The 21,407-nt window shown below is 72.9% G+C and carries 15 protein-coding genes; 9 read left to right on the top strand and 6 right to left on the bottom strand.

Going from position 1 to position 21,407, the window contains the following annotated elements; genetic code table 11:
• Nucleotides 1-65 precede the first annotated feature (65 nt).
• Entirely contained in the window at nucleotides 66-1,130 is a 1,065-nt protein-coding gene (locus tag AB0G16_RS05205; RefSeq protein WP_362798842.1) for a sigma-70 family RNA polymerase sigma factor, read from the bottom strand.
• A 75-nt stretch (nucleotides 1,131-1,205) separates the two neighbouring features.
• Between AB0G16_RS05205 and AB0G16_RS05200 the strand changes: the two genes are divergently transcribed.
• Nucleotides 1,206-2,048, top strand: a complete 843-nt coding sequence (locus AB0G16_RS05200; protein WP_362798839.1) for an alpha/beta hydrolase — start codon at nucleotides 1,206-1,208, stop codon at nucleotides 2,046-2,048.
• Nucleotides 2,049-2,706: 658 nt separating this feature from the next.
• Nucleotides 2,707-3,765 carry a hypothetical protein gene (locus AB0G16_RS05195; protein WP_362798836.1) on the top strand — a complete coding sequence of 353 codons (1,059 nt, stop codon included), beginning with the start codon at nucleotides 2,707-2,709 and terminating at the stop codon, nucleotides 3,763-3,765.
• Nucleotides 3,766-3,879: 114 nt separating this feature from the next.
• Here AB0G16_RS05195 and AB0G16_RS05190 read toward each other — a convergent pair whose 3' ends face one another.
• Entirely contained in the window at nucleotides 3,880-4,488 is a 609-nt protein-coding gene (locus tag AB0G16_RS05190) for a hypothetical protein (protein ID WP_362798833.1), read from the bottom strand.
• Between the two features lie 520 nt (nucleotides 4,489-5,008).
• Between AB0G16_RS05190 and AB0G16_RS05185 the strand changes: the two genes are divergently transcribed.
• Nucleotides 5,009-6,637: a family 16 glycoside hydrolase gene (locus tag AB0G16_RS05185; RefSeq protein ID WP_362798830.1), complete on the top strand. Its 1,629-nt coding sequence runs from the start codon at nucleotides 5,009-5,011 to the stop codon at nucleotides 6,635-6,637.
• 175 nt (nucleotides 6,638-6,812) lie between these two features.
• Here the strand turns inward: AB0G16_RS05185 and AB0G16_RS05180 are convergent, their stop codons facing one another.
• From AB0G16_RS05180 to AB0G16_RS05170, 3 genes are all read right to left on the bottom strand, one after another.
• On the bottom strand, nucleotides 6,813-7,472 hold the full coding sequence (locus AB0G16_RS05180) for a TetR family transcriptional regulator (protein ID WP_362798826.1): 660 nt from the start codon (nucleotides 7,470-7,472) through the stop codon (nucleotides 6,813-6,815).
• A gap of 122 nt (nucleotides 7,473-7,594) precedes the next feature.
• A complete protein-coding gene (locus AB0G16_RS05175) occupies nucleotides 7,595-9,562 on the bottom strand; it encodes a TIM barrel protein (RefSeq protein WP_362798823.1) in 1,968 nt (655 codons plus the stop codon).
• Nucleotides 9,563-9,571: 9 nt separating this feature from the next.
• Nucleotides 9,572-10,417: a shikimate dehydrogenase gene (locus AB0G16_RS05170; RefSeq protein ID WP_362798820.1), complete on the bottom strand. Its 846-nt coding sequence runs from the start codon at nucleotides 10,415-10,417 to the stop codon at nucleotides 9,572-9,574.
• 402 nt (nucleotides 10,418-10,819) lie between these two features.
• Between AB0G16_RS05170 and AB0G16_RS05165 the strand changes: the two genes are divergently transcribed.
• From AB0G16_RS05165 to AB0G16_RS05140, 6 genes are all read left to right on the top strand, one after another.
• Complete coding sequence (locus AB0G16_RS05165; RefSeq protein ID WP_362798817.1) at nucleotides 10,820-12,169, top strand: MFS transporter; 1,350 nt, start codon at nucleotides 10,820-10,822, stop codon at nucleotides 12,167-12,169.
• A 744-nt stretch (nucleotides 12,170-12,913) separates the two neighbouring features.
• On the top strand, nucleotides 12,914-14,176 hold the full coding sequence (locus tag AB0G16_RS05160) for a hypothetical protein (RefSeq protein WP_362798815.1): 1,263 nt from the start codon (nucleotides 12,914-12,916) through the stop codon (nucleotides 14,174-14,176).
• A 62-nt stretch (nucleotides 14,177-14,238) separates the two neighbouring features.
• Nucleotides 14,239-16,248, top strand: a complete 2,010-nt coding sequence (locus AB0G16_RS05155) for a hypothetical protein (protein WP_362798812.1) — start codon at nucleotides 14,239-14,241, stop codon at nucleotides 16,246-16,248.
• Nucleotides 16,245-18,422, top strand: coding sequence for a hypothetical protein (locus AB0G16_RS05150; RefSeq protein WP_362798810.1), 2,178 nt, complete (start codon nucleotides 16,245-16,247; stop codon nucleotides 18,420-18,422). Before AB0G16_RS05155 ends, AB0G16_RS05150 begins: the two co-directional genes overlap by 4 nt.
• 45 nt (nucleotides 18,423-18,467) lie before the next feature.
• The gene (locus AB0G16_RS05145) at nucleotides 18,468-19,460 is read left to right on the top strand and encodes a MinD/ParA family protein (RefSeq protein WP_362798808.1); all 993 of its coding nucleotides are present in this window, start codon (nucleotides 18,468-18,470) and stop codon (nucleotides 19,458-19,460) included.
• 77 nt (nucleotides 19,461-19,537) lie between these two features.
• Nucleotides 19,538-20,272 (top strand): hypothetical protein, encoded by a 735-nt coding sequence (locus tag AB0G16_RS05140; protein ID WP_362798805.1) that lies wholly within the window; start codon nucleotides 19,538-19,540, stop codon nucleotides 20,270-20,272.
• 188 nt (nucleotides 20,273-20,460) lie between these two features.
• On the opposite strand, the gene AB0G16_RS05135 is transcribed toward AB0G16_RS05140, so the two are convergent.
• A partial coding sequence (locus tag AB0G16_RS05135; RefSeq protein ID WP_362798802.1) for a hypothetical protein occupies nucleotides 20,461-21,407 on the bottom strand: 947 nt, incomplete at its 5' end.

The following is a 21,407-nucleotide window of genomic DNA, read 5'->3' as shown; positions in this document are numbered from 1 at the left end:
GTGCCGCCGCCGCAGGAGGGGGCTCCGGGACGGGGAACGGTCCTCACCGGCGCGCCCCCGCCCGGTCAGGGCAGGGACGGAGGAAGTCCCAGGGCGGCGAAGTGGGCGACGCCGATGAACGAGGTGACCTCGGCGATGCGTCCCTCGCGCAGGGTCAGCACGTCGATCGACCAGGGGAGGTGCGCGCCGGCCTCGTCGTTCCACAGGTAGCCGCCCAGCGCGGGCTGGCCGTTGGCGCCGGTCGGCAGGTGCCGCCAGTGCCCGCACGAGGTCAGCGGGACCCGTACGGCGAAGTCGGTGACGGCGTCGAGGCCGCGGTACCAGTGCGGCATCGGCGGCATCGACCAGGTGACGTCCTCGGTGAGGAGCGCGACCAGGGCGTCGGCGTCGCCCTGCTCCAGCGCGGCGGAGTAGCCGGTGACGATCTCCCGGACCCGGGCGTCCTCGATCCGGCGCAGCGTCCGCTGCTGGGTGACGGAGGGCACCTTCTCCGCGACGATCCTGCGGGCCCGGGCCAGGGCGGAGTTCACCGACGTGACCGAGGTGCTCATCATGGTGGCGATCTCGGCGGCGGAGAAGCCGAGGACCTCGAAGAGCAGCAACGCCGCCCGCTGGTTGCCCGGCAGGTGCTGGCACGCGGCGACGAAGGCGAGTTCGACGGCCTCTCGCTGCTCGTAGCGGGCGCCGGGACCGGCCGGGCCGGCGGCGAGGCCCGTGTCGGGGTAGGGGCCGAGCCAGGCGACGTCGGTCAGCGGGACGTTCTCGGTCACGGCGCGGTCGCTGGAGGGGCCCAGATCGACGGGCAGGGCCCGCCTGCCGCGGATCTCGGCGATGTCCAGGCAGGCCCGGGTGGCCACGGTGTAGAGCCAGGAGCGCAGCGAACCACGACCCTCGAAGCGGGCGAACCCCCGCCACGCCCGGAGCAGGGCGTCCTGCAGGGCGTCGTCGGCGTCGTGGGAGGAGCCGAGCATGCGGTAGCAGTGGGCGTGCAGTTCCCGCCGCAGCGGCTGGACGAGGCGGGTGAACGCCGCGTCGTCCCCGCCGCGCGCCCGGGCCAGGTCGGGATCCTCGGCGGCCTTCGCGGTCGTCCCCCCGGGCTCCCCCGGCCCCACGGAAAAAAGTTCGCTCACAGGCGACGATTCTGCCCTACGGCGGAGGTCTCACCTTGTACGGAACACCACGGCACCGCGTTTCAGGAGATGTTCATGAACAGTAGGACGACCGTCACCGCCGGATCCCTCAGGGTCTCCGACGCCACCCTGTACTACGAGGTGCGGGGGTCGGGTCCGCTCGTGGTACTGGTCGGCGCCCCGATGCACGCCGTGTCCTTCGCGCCGCTGGCGGACCTGCTCGCCACCGACCACACGGTCCTCACCACCGACCCGCGGGGCGTCAACCGCAGCGCGCTCGACGACCCCGAGCAGGACTCGACCCCGCGGATGCGCGCCGACGACCTCTCCCGGCTGATCACCCACCTCGACGCGGGACCGGCCGCGGTGTTCGGCTCCAGCGGCGGAGCCGTCAGCGCGCTGGCGCTCGCCGTCGACCATCCCGCCCTGGCGCACACCGTGATCGCGCACGAGGCCCCGCTGAACGAGGTGCTCGACGACCGCGAGGAGCGCCACGCCGCGGTCGAGGACATCGTCGCCACCTACGCCTCCGGCGACGTCGGGGGCGCGTGGGCCAAGTTCCTGAAGAACGCCAACATCGAGATGCCCGAGTACGACGAGTCCTCGGACGCGCCCACGCCGGAGGCGGCGGCCCAGGCCGACCCCCAGCAGGCCGCGGACGAGCGCTTCTGGTTCCTGCACGAGATGCGCGGGAGCACCGGCTGGAAGCCCGACATCGCCGCCCTCCGCGACGGGCCGGTCCGCGTCGTGGTCGGCGTCGGGGAGGAGTCGGCCGGGCAGTTCTGCGACCTGACGTCGAGCGCGCTCGCCACGGCGCTCGGCACCAGGCCGACGCCCTTCCCCGGTGGTCACATCGCCTTCACCGAGATCCCCGGCGTCTTCGCCTCCCGGCTGCGCGAGGTGCTGCGGGAGGACTGAGCGAGGGCGCCGCGGGCTCGCGTCCGGGGGACGGGTGAGGGGGCCTCGTCCCCCGGGGCGCCGGGCTCCCGGGACGCCGGACCTCCGGGACGCCGGGCTCCCGGGCCTCGGGCGCGCCGGGCGCGCCCGGCGCGAGGAAGGGTCCCGGCCGCATCGGATGCGGCCGGGACCCTTCCTCGTACGTGTCCCTGGATCGTCGTACGCGTTCACGGGCGTTCGCGCGCGTTTCCAGCAGGGGGACGGGACATCGGCCGTGTCCGTCCCGACTCTTCATCCATTTCCCCTTTCTCCTTCTCTTCCGTTCTTCACGTTCACGGCCCATCCGTTCGGGCCTTCTCGTTCCGGCTTTTCCGGGACCGTTCTCATCATGTGGGCGCAGGGCCGCACGCGGGTGAAGGAGGTGTGACGCTCCGTTCCCGTCCGAAAGCGCCGTCATGATATGCCGCCCTCCGCGACTCGGGGCCGGATACCTCGTTCATCCCCTCCGTCACAAACGCATCCCCGGTACGGCGTTCACACGGAAACCGGCCGCGGGGATGTTGACGGACTCGCCGCCGGAGTGGACCGTCGAAAGGCCGGGAGGTGACGTCAGGCCCTGAGGGGCAGGGTCGGCCACCTCACCGGTCACTGGTTCGCCAAGCGTACGGAGAACCGATTCATGACGGTGTACATGCCGATCCTGAGAGGCCGCGCCGGCGATTTCCTGGCTCTGGGAAAGGTCGCCGAGGAGCTTCGCCCGTCCGTCCGGGCATTGATCGAAGTAATGCCCGTGGAACGGACCCGGGAGGATGAGAACCGTACGGTACTGCAGAGCGTCGCCGTTTTCGAGGAACGCGTGGAAGGACATCTGCCCGCCGGACGTGCTCTCGCGGTGGACTGCCGGCCGCTGCTCGACAGGTACGGGCATCCGCACGCGTGCGGCGCCATGACGATGGTGTCGAACGTCATGGAGAAGCTCGGCCGTCGCATCATTCCGGTCATTCGGCCGACGGATCGGGACTGCGAATTCCAGCACGCGGGACACGCCGCGAGGCGGCACGGGCGGGGAGCGTGCCTGCGCGTGCCCTGGGCCGGGTCACGGACCGCCGCGGAGGACGCCCGGCTGTCGCGACGACTGGACCGTCTGGCGGACCTGAGGTTCACCGACGTGGATCTCGTGATCGACCTGTGGGCGGTCGACTCCGACGCGCGGCTGAGAAGCCGTACCACCGATGCCCTCAGGGCGCTCGCATGGGCGAGCCGGTTCCCGATGCGCTCGGTCACCGTGGCCGCCGGGGCGTTCCCGAACGATCTCGACGCCGTGCCGTTCGGCGCGCCGACGCCCGTCCCCCGGCGGGACGCCGCCCTGTGGAGGACCGTCGCGGCCTCCCATCCCGGCGTGTTCTACGGGGACTACGGCGTGTCCAACCCGCGGGCCGAGCGACGGACCCCGCACCCCAACCTGCGATACGCGTTCGACGACTACTGGTACGTCTACCGGTGCGAGCGGGGTGAGGGACCGGGTGCCCTCGGGGGCTTCGAGGACCTGTGCAAGGCGGTGGTGGCCGATCTCCGTTCGGCGCGGGGGGTGGCGTCCTCGTGGGGCGACCGGGAGATCGAACGGTTCGCCGCGGGGCAGCCGTTGCTGCCGAGAAGGCCGGGATCGTGGCACGCCTGCGGCATGTCCCACCACATCGCCACGGTGGTCGACCGGTTGAACCGGCTCGGACGCCCCTGACTTCGGCCCGGCCATCGGCCCGGGTGCCCCCGGCCCTCCGCCCGTCCAAGCTCTCCTCCCGTTCAGGCTCTCGCGCCGCCCGGTCCAGGCCCGCGTTCCCGTCCGGGCAGGGTCTCAGGCGTCCCGGGCGTCGTAGGGGTCACCGAGGTCACGGGGAAAGGCGATGTTCCGAGCGTTTTGCGCGTTCCGGGCGAGAATGCTCTCCATCCACGCCACCGAGGTGGCGGCCACCTGGGTCAACCGCTCGTACAGGTGCTCGTCGAGCTCCTCGCGGCCGGTGTGGAACCTGTCGCGGTTGAGCTCCCGGCCGACCTCACCGACCCGTTCGACCAGGGCCGCGAGCTTCGCCACCTCGACCAGGTGCGGGTTGGAGGGGTCCAGCACGTCGTCCTCGGCCTGCCGCCGCAGGCGCTCCCGCTCGACCTCGGCCAGAGCGCCTTCCAGGCGTGACCGGCGCGCGCGGCCGGTCATCGTCTCGACGATGAGCTCGGCGACCTCCCGGGGCCGTTCGGCGTCGAGAACCTCCAGGTAGAGGGCGTTCTCGTCCCCGTCGCCCCCGGTGATCGCCCACGTGCCGCCCTCCTTGGCGTCATCGTTGCCGTCGCCGGGCACGACCCGCCAGGTGGCGGGATCGACGGACCCCGGCTGCTCTCGCGTGGGAACCACGGTGACCTCCTGCTCGTGTTCGCGGATGGAGCGGTCGTGCGTGAGGTGGTCTCCCATCGTGCCGGGCCGGATGATCGAAGGCGCCGGAATCACCGGAATCGCCGGATCGGTCTGAACGCGCGGCCGTCCGTGTCAGCCGGATCACCGAAAACTTTTCCACCTCGTGAGGCACGTCGTGACCGGCTCTCACCTGGAGGGACGACCGGGGGCTCGGAGCGGGCGGCCCCACTCCGGCGGCGGCGGGCCGGACGGAGCGCTTGACCAGAACCTTTCTCCGGGCGTAAAAGTGCGAAAAGAGTTGGATAGCGCTTTCCCACCCTTCGTCCTGGGGCGGTGGTGGATCCGCCCTCGGGTGCTCCACCACAGGTCCGGCCATGTTCGACGCCCTCCGCCAGGGGGTGGCGGGCACGGCGGGGCACCGCCTGACGGACATCGCTCGCCGGGAGTCCCGGCGGCCGGCACGTGACCACAGAACGCGGCGCGCGCCGCCGCCGACCCCACCCTCCCGGCGCGAGGCCCTGGTCCGGCCGGACCGTGGCGGGTCCCGGCCGGCGCCGACGTAACCGGAGGTTCCACAGTGCGAAGAAGGAAAGAGCCCCGCACCGGCTCGCTGCTCGCCGCGATCATGATGACCGTCATGGCCGCGGTGCTCGGCGCGCTGGCGCTGCCCGCGCTGCCCAGCGCGTTCGCCGCGACGTTGTTCACCGACGACTTCGAGGACGGTGACTCCGCGGGCTGGTCGAAGTCCGGGGGGAGCTGGTCGGTGACCGCCGACGGGTCCCGGGTGTACCGGCAGTCCGGCACCGGCGCGGACGCCAGGGCGATCGCCGGCGCCGGATGGTCGAACCAGGCGGTGCAGGCACGGGTGAGGCCGATCGCGTTCAACGGCGCCGGACGGTACGCCGCGGTGCTGGCCAGGGCGCAGAGCACCGGAAACTACTACTACCTCGGGCTGAGCAACGCGGGTTCGGTCGTCCTGGGCAAGCGGGCCGGAGGCGGCACGACGACCCTGGACACGGCCCCGGCCACGGTGACCGCGGGCACGTGGTACACCCTCAGGCTGGAGGCGTTCGGCTCCACGCTGCGCGGCTTCGTGAACAACGTGGAGGTCGTCTCGGCGACGGACTCCACCTTCGCCTCCGGCAAGGCGGGCCTTTCGGCCCACTACACGAGCGCCTCGTTCGACGACGTGCGGGTCACCGACGTCGCCGGCCCGGGCGGGCCGACGCCCACCGTCACCCCGACGGTCACGCCCACGATCACGCCGCCCCCGGGCTCGTGCGACACCTCGGGCTCGCCCATCGGCTTCGCCTCGGTGAACGCCTGGGGCCAGAACGGCACCACGGGGGGCGCCGGCGGACCGACCGTCGAGGTCGACACGGCGAGCGAGCTGATCTCCGCGATCGGCCAGAGCGGCCCGCTGAACGTCTGCGTACGCGGGACGATCACGGTTCCGGCCGGGATGCACAACGTCACCTCGGACAAGACGATCGTGGGCATCGGCGCCGACGCCGGCATCAGCGGCGGCGGGCTCAACGTCGGCCTCCCCCTCGACAGCTCGGCCACCTCACCGCCCGCGAACGCGGTGAACAACGTCATCATCCGCAACCTGTCGTTCCGGAACGCGAGCGACGACTCGATCAACGTGCAGATGTTCTCCCACCACGTCTGGATCGACCACAACGACCTGGCCGACGGGTACGACGGGCTGCTCGACATCAAGCGCGGCTCGTCCTACATCACCGTGTCGTGGAACCACGCGCACGACCACAGCAAGAACATGCTGCTCGGCCATGACGACAGCAACGGCGCGCAGGACGCCGGCCGGTTGAAGGTGACCTACCACCACAACTGGTTCGACGCGACGCCGCAGCGCAACCCGCGGGTGCGGTTCGGCGAGCCGGTGCACATCTTCAACAACTACTACTACTACAACACCGACGTCGGGGTGGCCTGCCAGGCCGACGCCGGGTGCCTGATCGAGGGCAACTACTTCGAGCGGGTCGAGTACCCGGCGTCGAACAGCTACGCCGGCCCCTCCGGCCGGTGCGTGGCGCGCAACAACGTGCTCGTCGACTCGGGAGAGCCCGAGTGCGGCGGCAGCGTGCAGGAGGCCAGTTCCTACTACGGCTACACGCTGGAGAACCCGAACTCGGTGAAGGCGAGCGTCACCGCCGGGGCCGGGGTCGGGAAGATCGGCGGCTGACCCTCCGCGTCGGGGTCCCGGCGGGCGGGCCGTTCCGGAGCCCGCCGGGAGCCCGACCGCCGGTGATCACCGATGTGGCCGGCGCCGGTTCCCTTCTCCGGGAGGGGACCGGGCTCCCGTTCTCCGGACGGGACACGGACCGCGCCCCGCGCCCCGGGGCACCGCATCGGGGCGATCAGGCCCGGTCGCCGCCACCCCCGCGCAGGTAGCCGACGATCATCTCGCCGACCATCCGGCGCTGCCGGGCCCGGTATTCGGACGCGGTCATGTCACGGCCGAACAGGGCGCCGAAGGTGTGCTGGTTGGCCACGCGGAAGAAACAGAAGGCGCTGATCATCATGTGCACGTCGATGGCGTCGGCCGTGGTGACGAAGTCCCCCCGGGCCGTACCGGTGTCGAGGATGCGCCCGATGATGTCGAGCACCGGCGCACCGAGGTTGATCAGCGCCTCGGACTTGCGGATGTGCTCGCCCCGGTGGATGTTCTCGATGGAGACGAGCCTGATGAAGTCGCGGTGCGCGTCGTGGTGGTCGAAGGTGAGCTCGGCCAGGGTGCGGATCGCCTCGATCGGGGCCAGGTGCTCCACGTCGACCGTGCGCTCCACCTCGCGGACCTCGGCGTAGGCCTTCTCCAGAACCGTGATGTAGAGCCGTTCCTTGCTGCCGAAGTAGTAGTAGATCATGCGCTTGGTGGTGCGCGTCAGGGCGGCGATCTCGTCCACCCTCGCCCCCGCGTACCCGTGCTGGGCGAACTCCCGCTGGGCGACCTCGAGGATCTCCGCCTTGGTGCGGTCGGCGTCGCGCCGGCGTTCCCCGGTGGCGGGCTGCGAGGTCATCCGTCCATCCTATTGACTCCCCCGCCCACCCGGGGGTGGGGGATTCCGGCCGGCGCGCACCGGGCGGCCGCCGTGCCCGGCCGCCGCGGGCCTCCCGCCCCCGGGGAGCGGGGCGTCAACGCTCAGGGCGTCCGGTGGCCGCCCGCGTGCTGGGCGGCGAGGCGGATCGGGGCGTTGACCGCGCCGTATCCCCGGTAGCCGCCGATCCGCTGGACGATCTCGAAGAAGACGCGTCCCAGGGTGACGGTGTAGAGGTGCAGGAACTCGCCGTCCGCGTCGCGGTCGTAGAGCACCCCGAGCTCTCTGAGGCAGGGGTCCACGTCGTGGCGGGCCTCCAGATCGTCGTAGTAGTTGCCGGGGATCGGCAGCAGCAGCTCCGGATGCTCGGCCCGCAGCCTGCGGGCCGTGGCGAGCAGGTCGTCACAGGCGAGCGCGACGTGCTGCCAGGGGACGTCCCCCGCGCCGACCCGGGCCAGGTTGAGCACCAGCCGCAGCACCCGGTCGGTGGACCCGCCCGCCGCACCCGGCCCGGACGCGGCGGACGTGCCGGGCACGGCGGGCATGCCGGGCACGGCGGGCATGCCGAGCGCGGTGGACGCGGCGGGCATGGCGGGCGCCGTGGACGTGCCGGGCGCGGTGGAGGCGCCGGGGGCGGTCGACATCGCCATGCTGCGCAGCAGGCCGTAGGGGTCGGGCAGTTCCAGACTCTCCTGCGGACGCAGGCCGAGCACGCTCCGGTAGAACAACGCCGCCTCGTCGAAGTGGTGCCAGGGCTGGGTCAGCGCCACGTGGTCGATGTGGGTGATCGACCCGGTGGCCGTCCCGCCCGGGAGGGGGTCGCCGTGCCGTTCCGTCGTCCCGGGCGGGGTGAAGTCGCCGCGCCACTCCGTACCGCAGAAGAAGATCTCGGTGCCGTCGGGGGCGGCGACCGCGTCCAGCGGTGCCTCCTGGGGGGCGCGCTCGCGCGGCAGCACCGGCGAGAGCAGCGCCCCGGCGTGCTCGACGGCGCGGGCCGGGTCGGGGGTGTCCAGCCCGAGGCTGATCAGCGCGGGGTCGTCGCCGGTGGCGTTGAGGAGGAGCCGGGCCTCGCCCTGCTGCCACAGCTCCACCGGCTTGCTGGGGTGCGAGCCGGCGCGGGCGAAACCGAGCGCGGCGAGCACGTCGCGCAGGGAACCGGTGCCGGTGGCGAGGCCGATGCCGGTGTCTGTGCCGGTGGCGGTGCCGGTGAGGCCTGCGCCGGTGTCGGAGAGCTCGGCGAAGGCGTAACCGGTGGGTACGGCGGGGTGGGCGGCGCGGTCGAGGGCCTGTTGCAGGGCGATGAGCGAGCGCCTGCCGTCCCGGGCGGTACGGGCGGCGTCGGCCTGCCGGAAGTGGTCGTTGAACACCTCCAGCGAGAGCGGGCCGGTGTACCCGGCGTTCAGCACGTTGCCGACCAGTCCGGCCAGGTCGAAACCGCCCTGCCCGGGAAAGCAGCGGTAGTGACGGCTCCACTGGAGCACGTCCATCGCCAGCAGCGGCGCGTCCGCGAGCTGGAGGAAGAAGATCTTCTCGCCGGGGATCGCCTCGATGCCGATCGGGTCGGAGCCACGTGACAGGATGTGGAAGCTGTCCAGGCAGGTGCCCAGGTTCGGGTGATCGGCCAGGCGCACGATCCGCCAGGCGTGCAGGTAGTCGTCGACGTGCCGTCCCCAGGCCAGCGCCTCGTACGCGACGCGGATGCCGTGCTCGGCGGCCCGCTCGGCCAGTGACCGCAACTGGGCGGCGGCCAGCGCGTCGTCGTCGATCGCGGCAGGGGAGACGTTGGAGCAGACCAGCAGCGTGTCCGCGCCGAGCCGCTCCATCACCTGGAACTTGTGCTCGGCCCTGCGCAGGTCGGCGGCGGGCATCGCCTCGAAGTCGCGGAACGGCTGGTACAGGTCGATCGACAGTCCCAGGTCGGCGGCGCGGAGCCGCACCTCCTCGGGGGGAAGAGAGCAGGCCAGCAGGTCGTTCTCGAAGATCTCGACCCCGTCGAACCCGGCGGCGGCGATGGCGGCCAGCTTCTCCGGCAGCGTGCCGCTGACCGACACGGTGGCGATGGACGTGCGCACGGCTCCCCCTCAGGTGGCGACGAGTTCGGTCAGGTGGGCGAGCATCCGGCCCGTGTCCGGGACGCGCCCGGTGAACAGGTGGAAGGCGTGCGCCGCCTGGAAGACGACCATGCCGGAGCCGTCCAGCGTCCGGCAGCCCAGCGCCCGCGCCCGCCGCAGCAGCTCGGTCTCCAGCGGCCGGTAGACGATGTCGGCCACCCACAGGTCCGGACGCAGCAGCGAGGCGGGCAACGGCGAGCCGGGGTGTCCGGCCATGCCGGTGGGCGTGGAGTGCGCCAGGCCGTCCGCGTCGGCCAGCAGGCCGGGCAGGTCGTCCGCCGGGGCCGAGGCCGCCCGCCCCGCCCCGAAGCGCCCGGTCAGGTCGGCGGCCAGCGCCGTCGCCCGCGCGGGGTCGGCGTCGACCAGGGTGACCCGGCCGGCGCCCAGGGTGAGCAGCGCGTGCGCGACCGCGGCGCCCGCCCCCCCGGCGCCGAGCTGGACGATCCGCTCGATCGGCGCGTCCGGCAGGCCGCGGGCGAAGGACTCCCTGAAACCGGTCCAGTCGGTGTTGTGGCCGATCGCGCGACCGGAGTCGAAGACGACCGTGTTGACCGCGCCCAGCGTCCGGGCGTCCGGCGAGAGCTCGTCGAGGCAGGGGATGACGGCCTGCTTGCACGGGTGCGTGATGTTGAGGCCGTCGTAGCCGAAGCGCCGGGCCGTACGGACCAGGTCTCCGACGTCGGTGCCCAGGACGTCGGTGTCGAGCAGCCGGTAGACGTAGCGCAGCCCGTGGTGGGCGGCCTCCCGCTCGTGCAGCGGCGGGCTGAACGAGGGGCCGATACCGGAGCCGATCAGGCCGGTCAGGAACGAGGTCATCGATTCTTCCTTCCCGGTACGCGTGACGGGCGTACCGGTGTGAGAACGGGTCCGCGCGACCCGTGTCGGTACGGGCCGCGACGGCGTCGCCCGGGTCGCGACGGCCCGGGGCGTCCGGGGTGCCCCGGGTGCCCCGAGGATCCGGGGTTCGCGGGGTGCCCGGTGGCGCGAGGGGTGCCCGGTGGCGCGAGAGGTGCCCGTGCGATCCATGACCCACTTCCCAGCAATGTACGAACTAGTGAGTTAGGTATAACGTACGCCGCGACCGAAGTGAAGAGGTCCCTTGACACGCGCCGCCGCCACCAGCAGCATTGCCGCAGCGTTAATTAACTATCTAGTTCGTAAACAGTAGGAAACGCCACCCGGGGGGACGGCCGGACCACGCGTACCGAAGGAGTCATCGTGACCGACAGCTCACCCGGCGTCCCGCAGGGCACGCCGCGCAAGGCGGCCGTCGCCGCCTGGATCGGCAGCGCCCTGGAGTACTACGACTTCTTCATCTACGGCAGCGCCGCGGCCCTGATCTTCTCCAAGGTCTTCTTCGACGACTCCGACCCGGCGACCGCCACCCTGCAGTCGCTGGCCAGCTTCGGCGTGGCGTACGCCGCCAGGCCGGTGGGCGCCGTCATCCTCGGGCACGTCGGCGACCGGTTCGGCCGCAAGAAGATCATGGTGTTCACGCTCATGCTGATGGGCGTCTCGACCTTCCTCATCGGCTGCCTGCCCACCCGCGACCAGATCGGCGGCCTGGCGCCCGTGCTGCTGGTCCTGCTGCGGATCCTGCAGGGGCTCTCGGCCGCGGGCGAGCAGGCCAGCGCCAACTCCATGACGCTGGAGCACGCCCCCGCCGACCGGCGCGGCTACTTCACCAGCTTCACCCTCAACGGCACGCAGTTCGGCCAGATCCTGGCGACGCTCGTCTTCATCCCGGTGGCGGCCCTGCCGGAGGAGCAGCTGCTCAGCTGGGGCTGGCGGATCCCGTTCCTGCTCAGCGTGGTCGTCGCGGTGGTCGGCTGGATCATCCGCAGAAGGCTTGAGGAGACCCCGGCCTTCGAGCGGGAGGTCGCCCGGGGAACGGTGCCCAGGATGCCGCTGGCGGTGCTCTTCCGCGACCACTGGAGCAGCGTGCTGCGCGTCATGTGCGCGGCCCTCATCGCCACCGTCAGCACGATCTTCACCGTCTGGGCCCTCAACTACGCGACCAGCGACGAGATCGGGCTCGACCGGGCCACCATGCTCTGGGTGAGCATCGCCGCCAACACGGTCGCCCTCGTCGCCATCCCGCTCTGGGCCATGCTGTCGGACCGCATCGGCCGCAAGCCCGTCTTCCTCATCGGCGCCGTGGGCAGCCCCATCATGATCTTCGCCTACCTCGCCGCGATCAACTCCAGGAGCTACCCGCTGGTGTTCGCCACCGGGATCCTCACGCTCGGCGTCGTCTACAGCGCCTCCAACGGCATCTGGCCGTCCCTGTACGGCGAGATGTTCAGCACCCGGGTCCGCCTGTCCGGCATGGCGATCGGCACCCAGATCGGTTTCGCGATCGCCGGCTTCGCCGTCGCCTCCGCCGCCGGGATCGTCTCTCCCGAGGGCTGGCTGGGCCTGCGCGGGTGGATCGGCGTCGGCGTCTTCACCGCGATCCTCTGCGCGATCAGCGCGATCGCCGTGGCCACCACCCGGGAGACCCACCGCGTCCCCACGGAGGAACTCGGTCTCACCGGACGCGAGACGGCCACCGGAGCACGCGGCTGACCGAACGTCCGCGGGGCGCGCCCCCGCGAGCACTCCGGGACGGGCACGCCGACCGGCCCGTCCGCGTCCCCGGCCCGGCGACGGCCCGGCCCCGTGGTCTCCTCGCGGGGCCGGGCCGTCGTCGTCCCGTTCGGGGGCCGGGATGTCACCGAGATCGGGAAAAGGGAGCTCCAATTCCTCGAACCAGATGGGCGACCGGGCGGTCTCCCAATGGGAGGAAAGCATTCATATCCGTTTGTTATGAGGTCCGGGGTCAACCGGAGGACGAAACCGTTTCGTGACCATCGACTCGCGGCGGCCGCCCGGGTGGCACCGGAAAGCCCGACGGAGAGTGAACGACCGGCTCCCGCCAGGTAAATGACGGCTGGACTGGGAACATGAAGGTTCATCCGAAACCCGGGGACGGCGCGGATCCGTGGGGACCGGGCGGTACGCTCGCCCACGGGAGACCAGCAGGTGAAGGGCGTGACGGATTTCGGACAACCTTTATGGCGAGTTAGGTGTTAATTAAAACCCGATAACCATAAGTGCCGATTACTGAGCCCTTTACCTTCCCAATAGATCACGGTCAGTCTAATATTTGGACCTATGTCATGGCGTGCAGGTGATTTCCCAGATCGGCAGGCTGGGTCCTTCGGCCGTGGCAACGCCTCCCCTGGAAACGATTCCGAGCGGACGTCCGACTGGCACCCGGAGCGCCTGCCGTCATTCGATTGGCGGAAGTTCTTTCTGTTCACGGCGATCATGGTGATCATCGCCGTCTCCGCGCTCTGGCTCATCACCAGATCGCCCTCGGGCTCGTCCCTGGCGGCGAACAGCGGCCCCGAGCGTTCGGACGGCGACCGCGGCAAGGCCGTGACCTCGTCCTCTCCGACGCCGTCCCCCGCCCGTTCCAGCCGGAAGCCCGATCCGAAGCCCGCGGGAAGCGACGCGGAAGGGGCCTCCCCCCGGGCGGAGACCTCCGCCAGGGCCAAGGTCTCCCCGGGGGCCAAGACCTCCCCCGGACCCGCGACGTCGTCCGAGCCCGAGACGTCCTCCCGTGCGGAGATCCCGTCCGTGCCCGAGGCCACGATGTCGCGAAGGCCTCGGACCGGGACGGCGACCACCCCGCCGCCGGCCGACGCGCCGGCCCGGGCCGGACGGCCGCAGCTCACACCCAAGGAGGCGTACGCCGTCCACGGCCGCTACCAGCGGGGCCTTTCGGCGGCGCAGGCCCGGAAGGACCATGACGCCATGGCGAAGCTCGAGCACGGCCTCGCCCTGGAGATGACGCGGGCCGGTTTCACCACCGCGAAGATGGAGGGGACGTCGCTGGCGACGGGCGTGTGGCCCAACCCCAAGGTGTGGATCCCGCGCCGCGTGGAGGGCGTCGCGGACTGGTTCGTGGCGGTCTCGCACGAGCCCGGTGTCGCCCGGATCGTCGACGTGATGAGCTCGGCCCCGGGCGGCTGGCGGCTCGTCGCCTCGGCCGCCGACACCCGCGCCACCCCGGCCCGCTTCCCCGAGATCGCGACGGACGCCGAGGGTTACGCGACCGGTCTGCCCGAGAACGCCACCGGGCTGGCCGCGACGCCCCGCCAGATCGCCCGCGCGCACCTGGCGAGCCTGGAGAAGGCCCAGACAGACCCGGCATTCGAGGAGGGCCCCTGGACCAGCGAGACCGTGCTGTTCTGGCAGCAGGAACGGGCCCGGCTGCAAGAGGCCGACTGGAGACTCACGCTCTCGTACCGGCTTGAGGGACCGGTACGAGCGCTCAGGACCAGCGACGGGGGCGCTCTTGTCTGGTACGGGGCCCGATCCATCGAACTCCGCGAGGCGGTGCGGGAAGGAGCGACGGTCAAGCTCAAGGGCTCGGCCGCCGTCCGCACTCGCGGTAAGGCCTTCGCCCACTCGGTGAGCGCCACGTACGGCCGCATGTACGTGACACATGTCCCCCCCGCCGGCTCGAACGAGCCCGCTCGCGTACTGGGCGAGTGGAGCGACGTCCTGGAGAGCCACGGCGACTGACGCTTTACCGGAAGAAAAGGAACATTCAGATGACACCCTCACGTAAACCATCACGTGCAACGGTGATCACTGCGAGTGTCGCGATCGGCGTCTTCGGCGCCGGCGCCGGACTGGGAACCGTCATCGCCCTCCGTCCCGACACCGGCGAGGGGCAGGTGATGCGGCTGGTGGCGGGAACCTACCTCCTGGACGACCAGGCCGCGGCCTGGACGTCGGCCGCGACGCCCGCGGGTGACCGACCGCTCCCGCTCTCCGGCGCGGACGCGGGCAGCACGATCTCGAAGGGCTCGGCCGCGGACGCCGCCGAGAACCAGCGGGTCTGCCTGACGACCACCGTCGACGGGCACGCCGTCGGAGCCGCCGGGAAGGGCTGCGTCGCCCTCCCGGTCCTGGCGGCGGCCGCGGCCGCGCCGCTCGTGCAGCGGCCGGGCAACCCCAGGAGCACCCCGGCGCCGCCCGCCAAGACCGCCGCCCCGGCGAAGCCGAAGCCGTCGTCGGCCCCCAGGACGTCCTCGGCGCCCAGGTCGAACGCTCAGGCCGCCAAGCGCACCGCGGCCCCGGTGCAGCAGCCCGCTCCCGACCCGGCTCCCGTGGTACGGCCGCCGGTGGTGAACAACCCGCCCGCCAAGCCGGCTCCGACCCCGACCAAGAAGGTCAGCGGCAACATCTCGCAGAGCGAGCCGAAGAACGAGTCGCAGAGCGAGAAGGAGAACGGCAGCCTCATCGAGCGCCCCGCCGAGACCGTGGTCGCGCCGCCCCGGCCGGCCCCCGAGAGCAGCCAGGGGAGATCGTCGGATCCCTCCCGGCCGCCGCAGGCGCAGCCGCAGCCGACCGGGGACCGGCAGCCCCGGACGCAACCGACCGGAGGGGACCGGCAGCCCGGGCCGACCGAGGGAGACCGGCAGCCCCGGCCCACCGGGGACGTGAGGTCCCCGCAGCCGACCGGCGACCCGGGGCCCTCCCGGCCCCGGACCGGCGACGGTGACCGGTCCCCCCGGCAGCAGGACGACGTGCGGCACCCCAGGCCGACCGGCACCCTGAAGCCGGCGGTCCGGTCCGGTCCCGGCGGGCCGCTCGTCCCCTCGGGCGAGGTCACGGCCCCGGCGACCAGGCCGACGGACGACGCGGGCGCGCCGTCCAGGGGGACGCGTCCGACACGGGCCGCGACGCCCGCCCCGGCGCCCGCTCCGCCGACCGCCACGACCCCGGCCGAACCGGGTGAGCGCTCGCAGGCCCCCGGGCCGTCGCGGAACGCGCCCGACGACCCGTCCCTGCCGCGCCCCCCGGCGGGCCCCGGCGAGAACGCGTCGCAGGGGCCCGACGGGACCGTGCTCATGCCGGCCACGCCGCGGCTTCCCGGCGGCGGACCGGACGGCGGCGTCTCGCTGCCGGTCTTCGAGGATCCCGAGCTGCTGCGGCGGGCCCACGAGGCTCTCGGCCTGGACAGGGGCATGCGCTACACCGACGAGAACGGCGTGTGGGACCTCAACATCGCCCCGCCGGGCACCCCGCCCTGCCGTGACTACACCGCCGAGGAGATCGACGCGCTGAGCCCCTCCGGCGGATCGGGCGCGGCCACGGGCCGTCAGGCGATCCCCCGTGACTCGTGCGTGTGGCCCGCCTTCATCCGCTGGCTCTACGCCGAGCCCGCGCCCGGCGAGGTCAGCAACTGGACGAAGTTCACCGGCCTGCCGCAGCGCAACCTGGAACTCGTGGTGACCGACCCGCCGCCCGTGCCGCTCCCCAGCCCGATCCCCAGCGGGGACGCCTCCTCCTCACCCGAGGGGCCGCGGCAGGACGTCCCCGGCGACTCCGAGGCGGGCCAGGAGGGTTCCGAACGGCCCGGCCAGGACCGGCGGGACCCGGCGCGGCCCGACCCCGCGCAGCAGGACCGGGAGCAGCGGGAGCCCGGGCAGCCCGGACCGGTGCAGCCGGGACCCGCGCGGCCCGGCCCCGACGACGGCCAGCCGGCCCGGCAGGACTCCGGCTGGAACCCCGGGGAGCGGGACGTCCCCTTCCCGCCCGACCCGGGCCGGGGCGAGCCGGACCCTGCCGAGTACGACGGCCGATGAGCACACCCACCGGAACCGGGCGCCCCGCGCCCGGCCCCGGCCATGAGGCGGCCTGGGTGCGCGAGCACGGCGCGCACCTGGTGGACTACGCCGCCTCCCGCCTCGAGTCCGGCCGGGTGCACGCGGCGGTCGTCTCCGCGCTGGCGGCCGTCCGGGCCGAGGACGCCCCCGGGAACGTCACGGTCCGGGGGCGGTCGCTGGCCGTACTGCGACGCGACCGCCGTACCCGGCCGGGTCACGAGGAGCGCTACGTGCCGGGTTCCGGGCCCGGCATGCCGGACGCCTCCCTGATCGAGCGGGTGTGGACGATCGTCGATCCCCTGGGCACGGAGACGCTCAGGCTGATGTACCGCCACGCGCTGGGCATGGAGGATCTCTCCCACGTGCTGGCGATGCCCGCCGAGGAGATCGGCAGGCTCGCCACGCGCACCCAGGACCTGATCGAGACCCTGGTGAGCGGGCTGGACGCGCTCACCCACGGACGGCGCACCTGTCCGGAGCTCCCCCCGCTGGTGGAGTCCGTCTTCCCCGGCGCCTTCCCGGCCGGCCTGCCCGGGGGGCCTCCCGACGGCCACGAGCCGTCCCCGGGCATCGGCTCCGAGGACGCCCGGACGCGGCTGCTCTCCCACATGATCAGGTGCTCCGTGTGCACCAAGCCGATCAATATCCGCTACACGGTTCCGCAGATGGTCTCCCACCCGCCGGTCGCGCCGCTGGCCGCCGAGGAACGCCGGCGGCTCACGGACGCGCTGTCCGGGGGCACCCTGTCCGAGGGTGACCCGTACGAGGGCGCCCCGTCCGGAGGCGCCCCGTCCGGAGACACGGGCGCCCCGTCCGGTGGCACCCCGTCCGCCGAGGTGCCGCCCCCGGCTCCACCACGGGCGCGTCCGCCCCGCGGCAGGTCGCCGATCCTGTCGGCGCCCCCGGCCGGAGGGCGGCCCCCGGCCTCCACGCTCGCGCCACGGGAACGGTCCTCGACGCCGGCGCCTCCGGGCCGGGACGGCGTACCGGCGTCCTCGGCGATGACACCGCCCGCGAGACCGTCCACGGCCGGGGCGCCCACGTCCGGCGCGGCCTCGTCCGGGGCGCCCGCGTCCGGACCGTCCGCCTCCGGAGCGGTCACACCGCGAGCGGCCGCGCCCAGGTCCGGCGCCTCCCCCTACCCGCCGGTGGCGTCCGGGTCGCCGACCACCCCACCTGACACGAGACCGCCGGACACGAGGCGACCGGACCCCGGCCTTCCCGGCACGACGTCGCCCGGGGAGACGCCGTCCCGCACCACACCGTCCCGCGCGGCGTCCTCCGGGACCGCCCCCTCCGGGCTGCCCCCGCTACCCCCCCTGCCGCCCCATCGGATCCGGCCGTCCCGCCCGCCGGTCGCACCGCCCCCCGTCACCGGGCACGACACCCCCCTCTACGACGCCCTGCTCACTCAGGCCTGGGCGCGCGAGGTCCTCGCGCAGAGCGAGGAGATCACCGGCACCATCCCCCGGCAGGCTCCCGCCCCGGCCCCCGAACCCGCGCCCAGGACCGAACCGGTCGTCCTCGCCGGGCAGTCCTCCGTCGAGATGGGGGCTCCCGCCCGCGCGGACGACGACCAGATACCGGCACTGCGCTTCCACACCGAACCCGACGACCGCCCGGAGGAGCGGAACGAGCGGGCGGTCCATGTGCTGGAGGCACTGAGCTGGGCGGGTACGCGGATCAGGAACACGACCGTCAAGGTCGCCATCATCGTCGTCGCCGGTACGGCCGGCACCCTGACAGGAATGAACTTCCTCGGCCCGGCGATCGGGCCCGAGGAGCCCGCGAGCTCGCTGCAGTCCTCCACCAGCCAGGCCACCCGGCCGCCCCCGGCCGCCGACGCGCCGGGGCGGCGGGACGGGCTCGCCGCCCGCCTGCGGGTCCCGCCCGTCGTGACGCTGGACGAGTTCGGCCAGGGAAGCGTGATCCTCACCCTCTCGGGAGAACCGCTCACGTGGCGGATATCGGCTCCCGGGCTGGCGGTGAGCCCGTCCACGGGCACCTTGCGGGAGGGGGTCACACAGGTGATCAACCTGCGTGCCCACAGAACCCGCAACTGGTGCGGAAACCCGGCCACCGTCACCGCCCCGCTGACGGTTCACGGCCCCGACGACTCGATCGGCACCACGGTGCGCTGGCGGACCTGCTGACAACCCCCCACCCCCGCGATCGCTCCCTGCGAAAGGACCTTGGCAATGACGGATACCTCCCCCCACATCCATAAATCGCCGCCCACTCCTCCCGACCAGTTCCAGGAGACGGTCCCGCTCACCGCGGAACACCTGCTCACCAACCGCCGTCCGGAACCCGCCGGAGGATGGCGCCGCCTCGTCTGGCAGCTCTCCGGCAAGCGCATCATCCCGGCGGAGTCGGCCGCGGAGCTGGAACGCAGGACGCTGATAGCGCAGGCCCAGACGCCGGTGGCGAGCGGCCACCACCGGATCGCGGTCATGAGCCTCAAGGGCGGGGTGGGCAAGACCACCACGACCGTGGCCCTCGGCAACACCCTGGCCTCGCTGCGCGGCGACCGGGTCATCGCGATCGACGCCAACCCCGACCGCGGGACCCTCGGCATCAAGGTCAAGTCGGAGACGGCCGCGACCATCCGCACCATGCTGGCCGAGGCGCCGCACATCCTGCGTTACGCCGACGCCCGCGCCTTCACCTCCCAGTCGCCCGCCCGCCTGGAGGTCCTCGCCTCCGACACCGACCCGGCGGTGAGCGAGGCGTTCAACGCCGAGGACTACCGCACGGTCGCCGGTCTCATCGAGCGCTACTACTCCATCTGCATCACCGACTGCGGTACCGGCCTCCTGCACGGGGCCATGGGGGCGACGCTGGAGCTGGCCGACCAGATCGTGCTGGTCAGCCTGGTCGCGGTGGACGGGGCGAGCTCGGCCGCCGCGACGCTGGACTGGCTGACCGCCCACGGCCACGCCGAGCTCGTCAAGAACGCCATCGTGGTGCTGAACGCGGTGGAGCCCAAGTCCGACGTGGACCTGGACCTGCTGGAGCGCCACTTCAACTCCCGCTGCCGCGCGGTGATCCGCATCCCCTACGACCCGCACCTCAAGGAGGGCGCCGAGGTGGACCTGGTCCGCCTGCGCCCGACGACCCGGGGCGCGTACCTGCGCCTGGCCGCGGCGGCCGGGGTGGCCTTCGGGCAGCGTCCCGACCGGAGCCACTAGTGCGGCCGGTCGCCGAGGATCCCACGCTGGACTGGGATCTGGGCCCTCCACCGAGCAACCGGCGGAGAATGCTCATCGTGGTCGTCTCGATCGTGGGGGCGATCCTGCTCGCGGCCGGCGCATGGCAACTGCTGCGGCCCGTCCTCGACCCCGCGGGTGCCACGGCCTCGCAGGGCACCGGGGACGCCAGGAACACCGGGAACGCCGGAGACGCCGGAGACGCCGGAGACGCCGGAAACACCGTCCGCCTCGCCGCGCCCTCCGGCTACGAGGGTGCCGCCGGCTACCCCGTCGGATTCCCGCAGACCGAGCTGGGCGCCGCCTCGGCCGCCGCCGCGGCGCTGGAGGCGGCCTGGACCCTGGACGGCGAGCAGGCCGAGCAGGCCGCGGTGTTGTACGCCCCGCCGGACCAGCACGACGCGGCGCGGGCGGGTGCCCGCGAGGCCGCCGCCGGATGGCGGGAGATCCTCGGCCTTCCCAAGGAGGGAGCGCTGCCCGACGGCGCCGCCATGCGGACGCGGACGATCGGCGTCCAGTGGCGGGCGCGGGCGCGGGACCAGATACAGGTCTCCGTGCTGGTCCAGGTGACCGCCACCAAGGGCGTCGGTGACACCGATCCGACCTACTCCAGCCCGTACGCCATGAGCCTGCTCATGGTCTGGCACCCGGACCTGCGCGGCGCGGGCCGGGGGGACTGGGTCAACGCCCCCGATCCGCTCACCACCTCGGTGCCGCCTGTCGCCCTTCCGGGCACCCCCGAATTCACGGCCGCGGGATGGAAGCCCGTCTCCGGTCCAGAGCCCACCCAATAGACCCAGGAAGAGCCACCAATGCCCCCACGCAGCTCATCCCGGCGTGTCACCCTGGTTTCCGGCCTCCTGCTGGCCGCGGTGTCCGCGACGTCGAGCGCGGTCATCGCCCAGCCGTGGGCCGCCATGGCGGATCCGGGCGTGAACGCCGACGCGCCGTCGCGGGAGTACGCCCCCGCCGATCCTCCTCCTCAGCGAGAGGAGGCCGCACCGGAGGGGAACGCCTCCGAGGCGGACATGCCCGAGGCGGAGCCCCGCTCCCGGTCGCTCGAGAACCCGCCCGTCGAGGCCGACCGGCCTACCCGATCGACCAGGAACACCTCGCCCGACGAGACCGACCGACCCACCAGATCCGCCAGGAATACCCCACCCGAAGAAGCCGACCCACCCGCCAGGTCCACCAGATCCACCCGAAACACCCCACCCGACGAGGCGGAGACCCGCAGTACCCGCCGGGAGCGCGCGCAGCCCTCTCCCGAGGTCGAGGACTCCCCTCCCCGCTCTCCGGACCGGACCACCGGCACCAGGACCACCGCCCCTCGGGACGAACCCGCTGAGCGATCCCGGACGCCCCGCCGAGAGAGGGAGAGGGAGAGGGAGGAGACCGTACGGCCCAGGAGCGGCCAGACGACGACCCCGCGGTCCGGCAGGACGCGTCCCACCGAGGAGGCGCCACGGACCACGGCGACGACGGCCCCCGAGGACGACAGGCGTGGCACGAAGCCGTCGGCCGCACCGAAGTCGTCACAGGCCGCGCCGAAGAGCACCGCGCCGAGGACCCCGCCCGGCGGCCGAGGCCCGGAGACCAGGCCCACGTCGGGTGGCACCCCGGCGCCCAGTGCCACCACTCCCACGTCGAGCACGCCCCCCTCGGCCTCCACGACGCCGAACCCGCCGAGCACGACGCCGCGTCCGGCCCCCTCCGGCACGGCCACGAAGCCGGCTCCCAAACCGAGCGCCACCGCCACACCCAAACCCAGCGCCACCGCCACCGCCACACCCAAACCCACCGCCACACCCAAACCCAGCGCCACCGCCACCGCCACCCCCAAACCGAGCGCCACCGCCACTCCCAAGCCCACCGCCACCGCCACTCCCAAGCCCACCGCCACCGCCACTCCCAAGCCCACCGCCACCC

This window comes from Streptosporangium sp. NPDC023615 (assembly GCF_040640155.1).
Taxonomy (GTDB): domain Bacteria; phylum Actinomycetota; class Actinomycetes; order Streptosporangiales; family Streptosporangiaceae; genus Streptosporangium.
The sequence above is the reverse complement of the archived record's forward strand: the minus strand, read 5'-3'. Positions and strand labels throughout refer to the sequence as shown.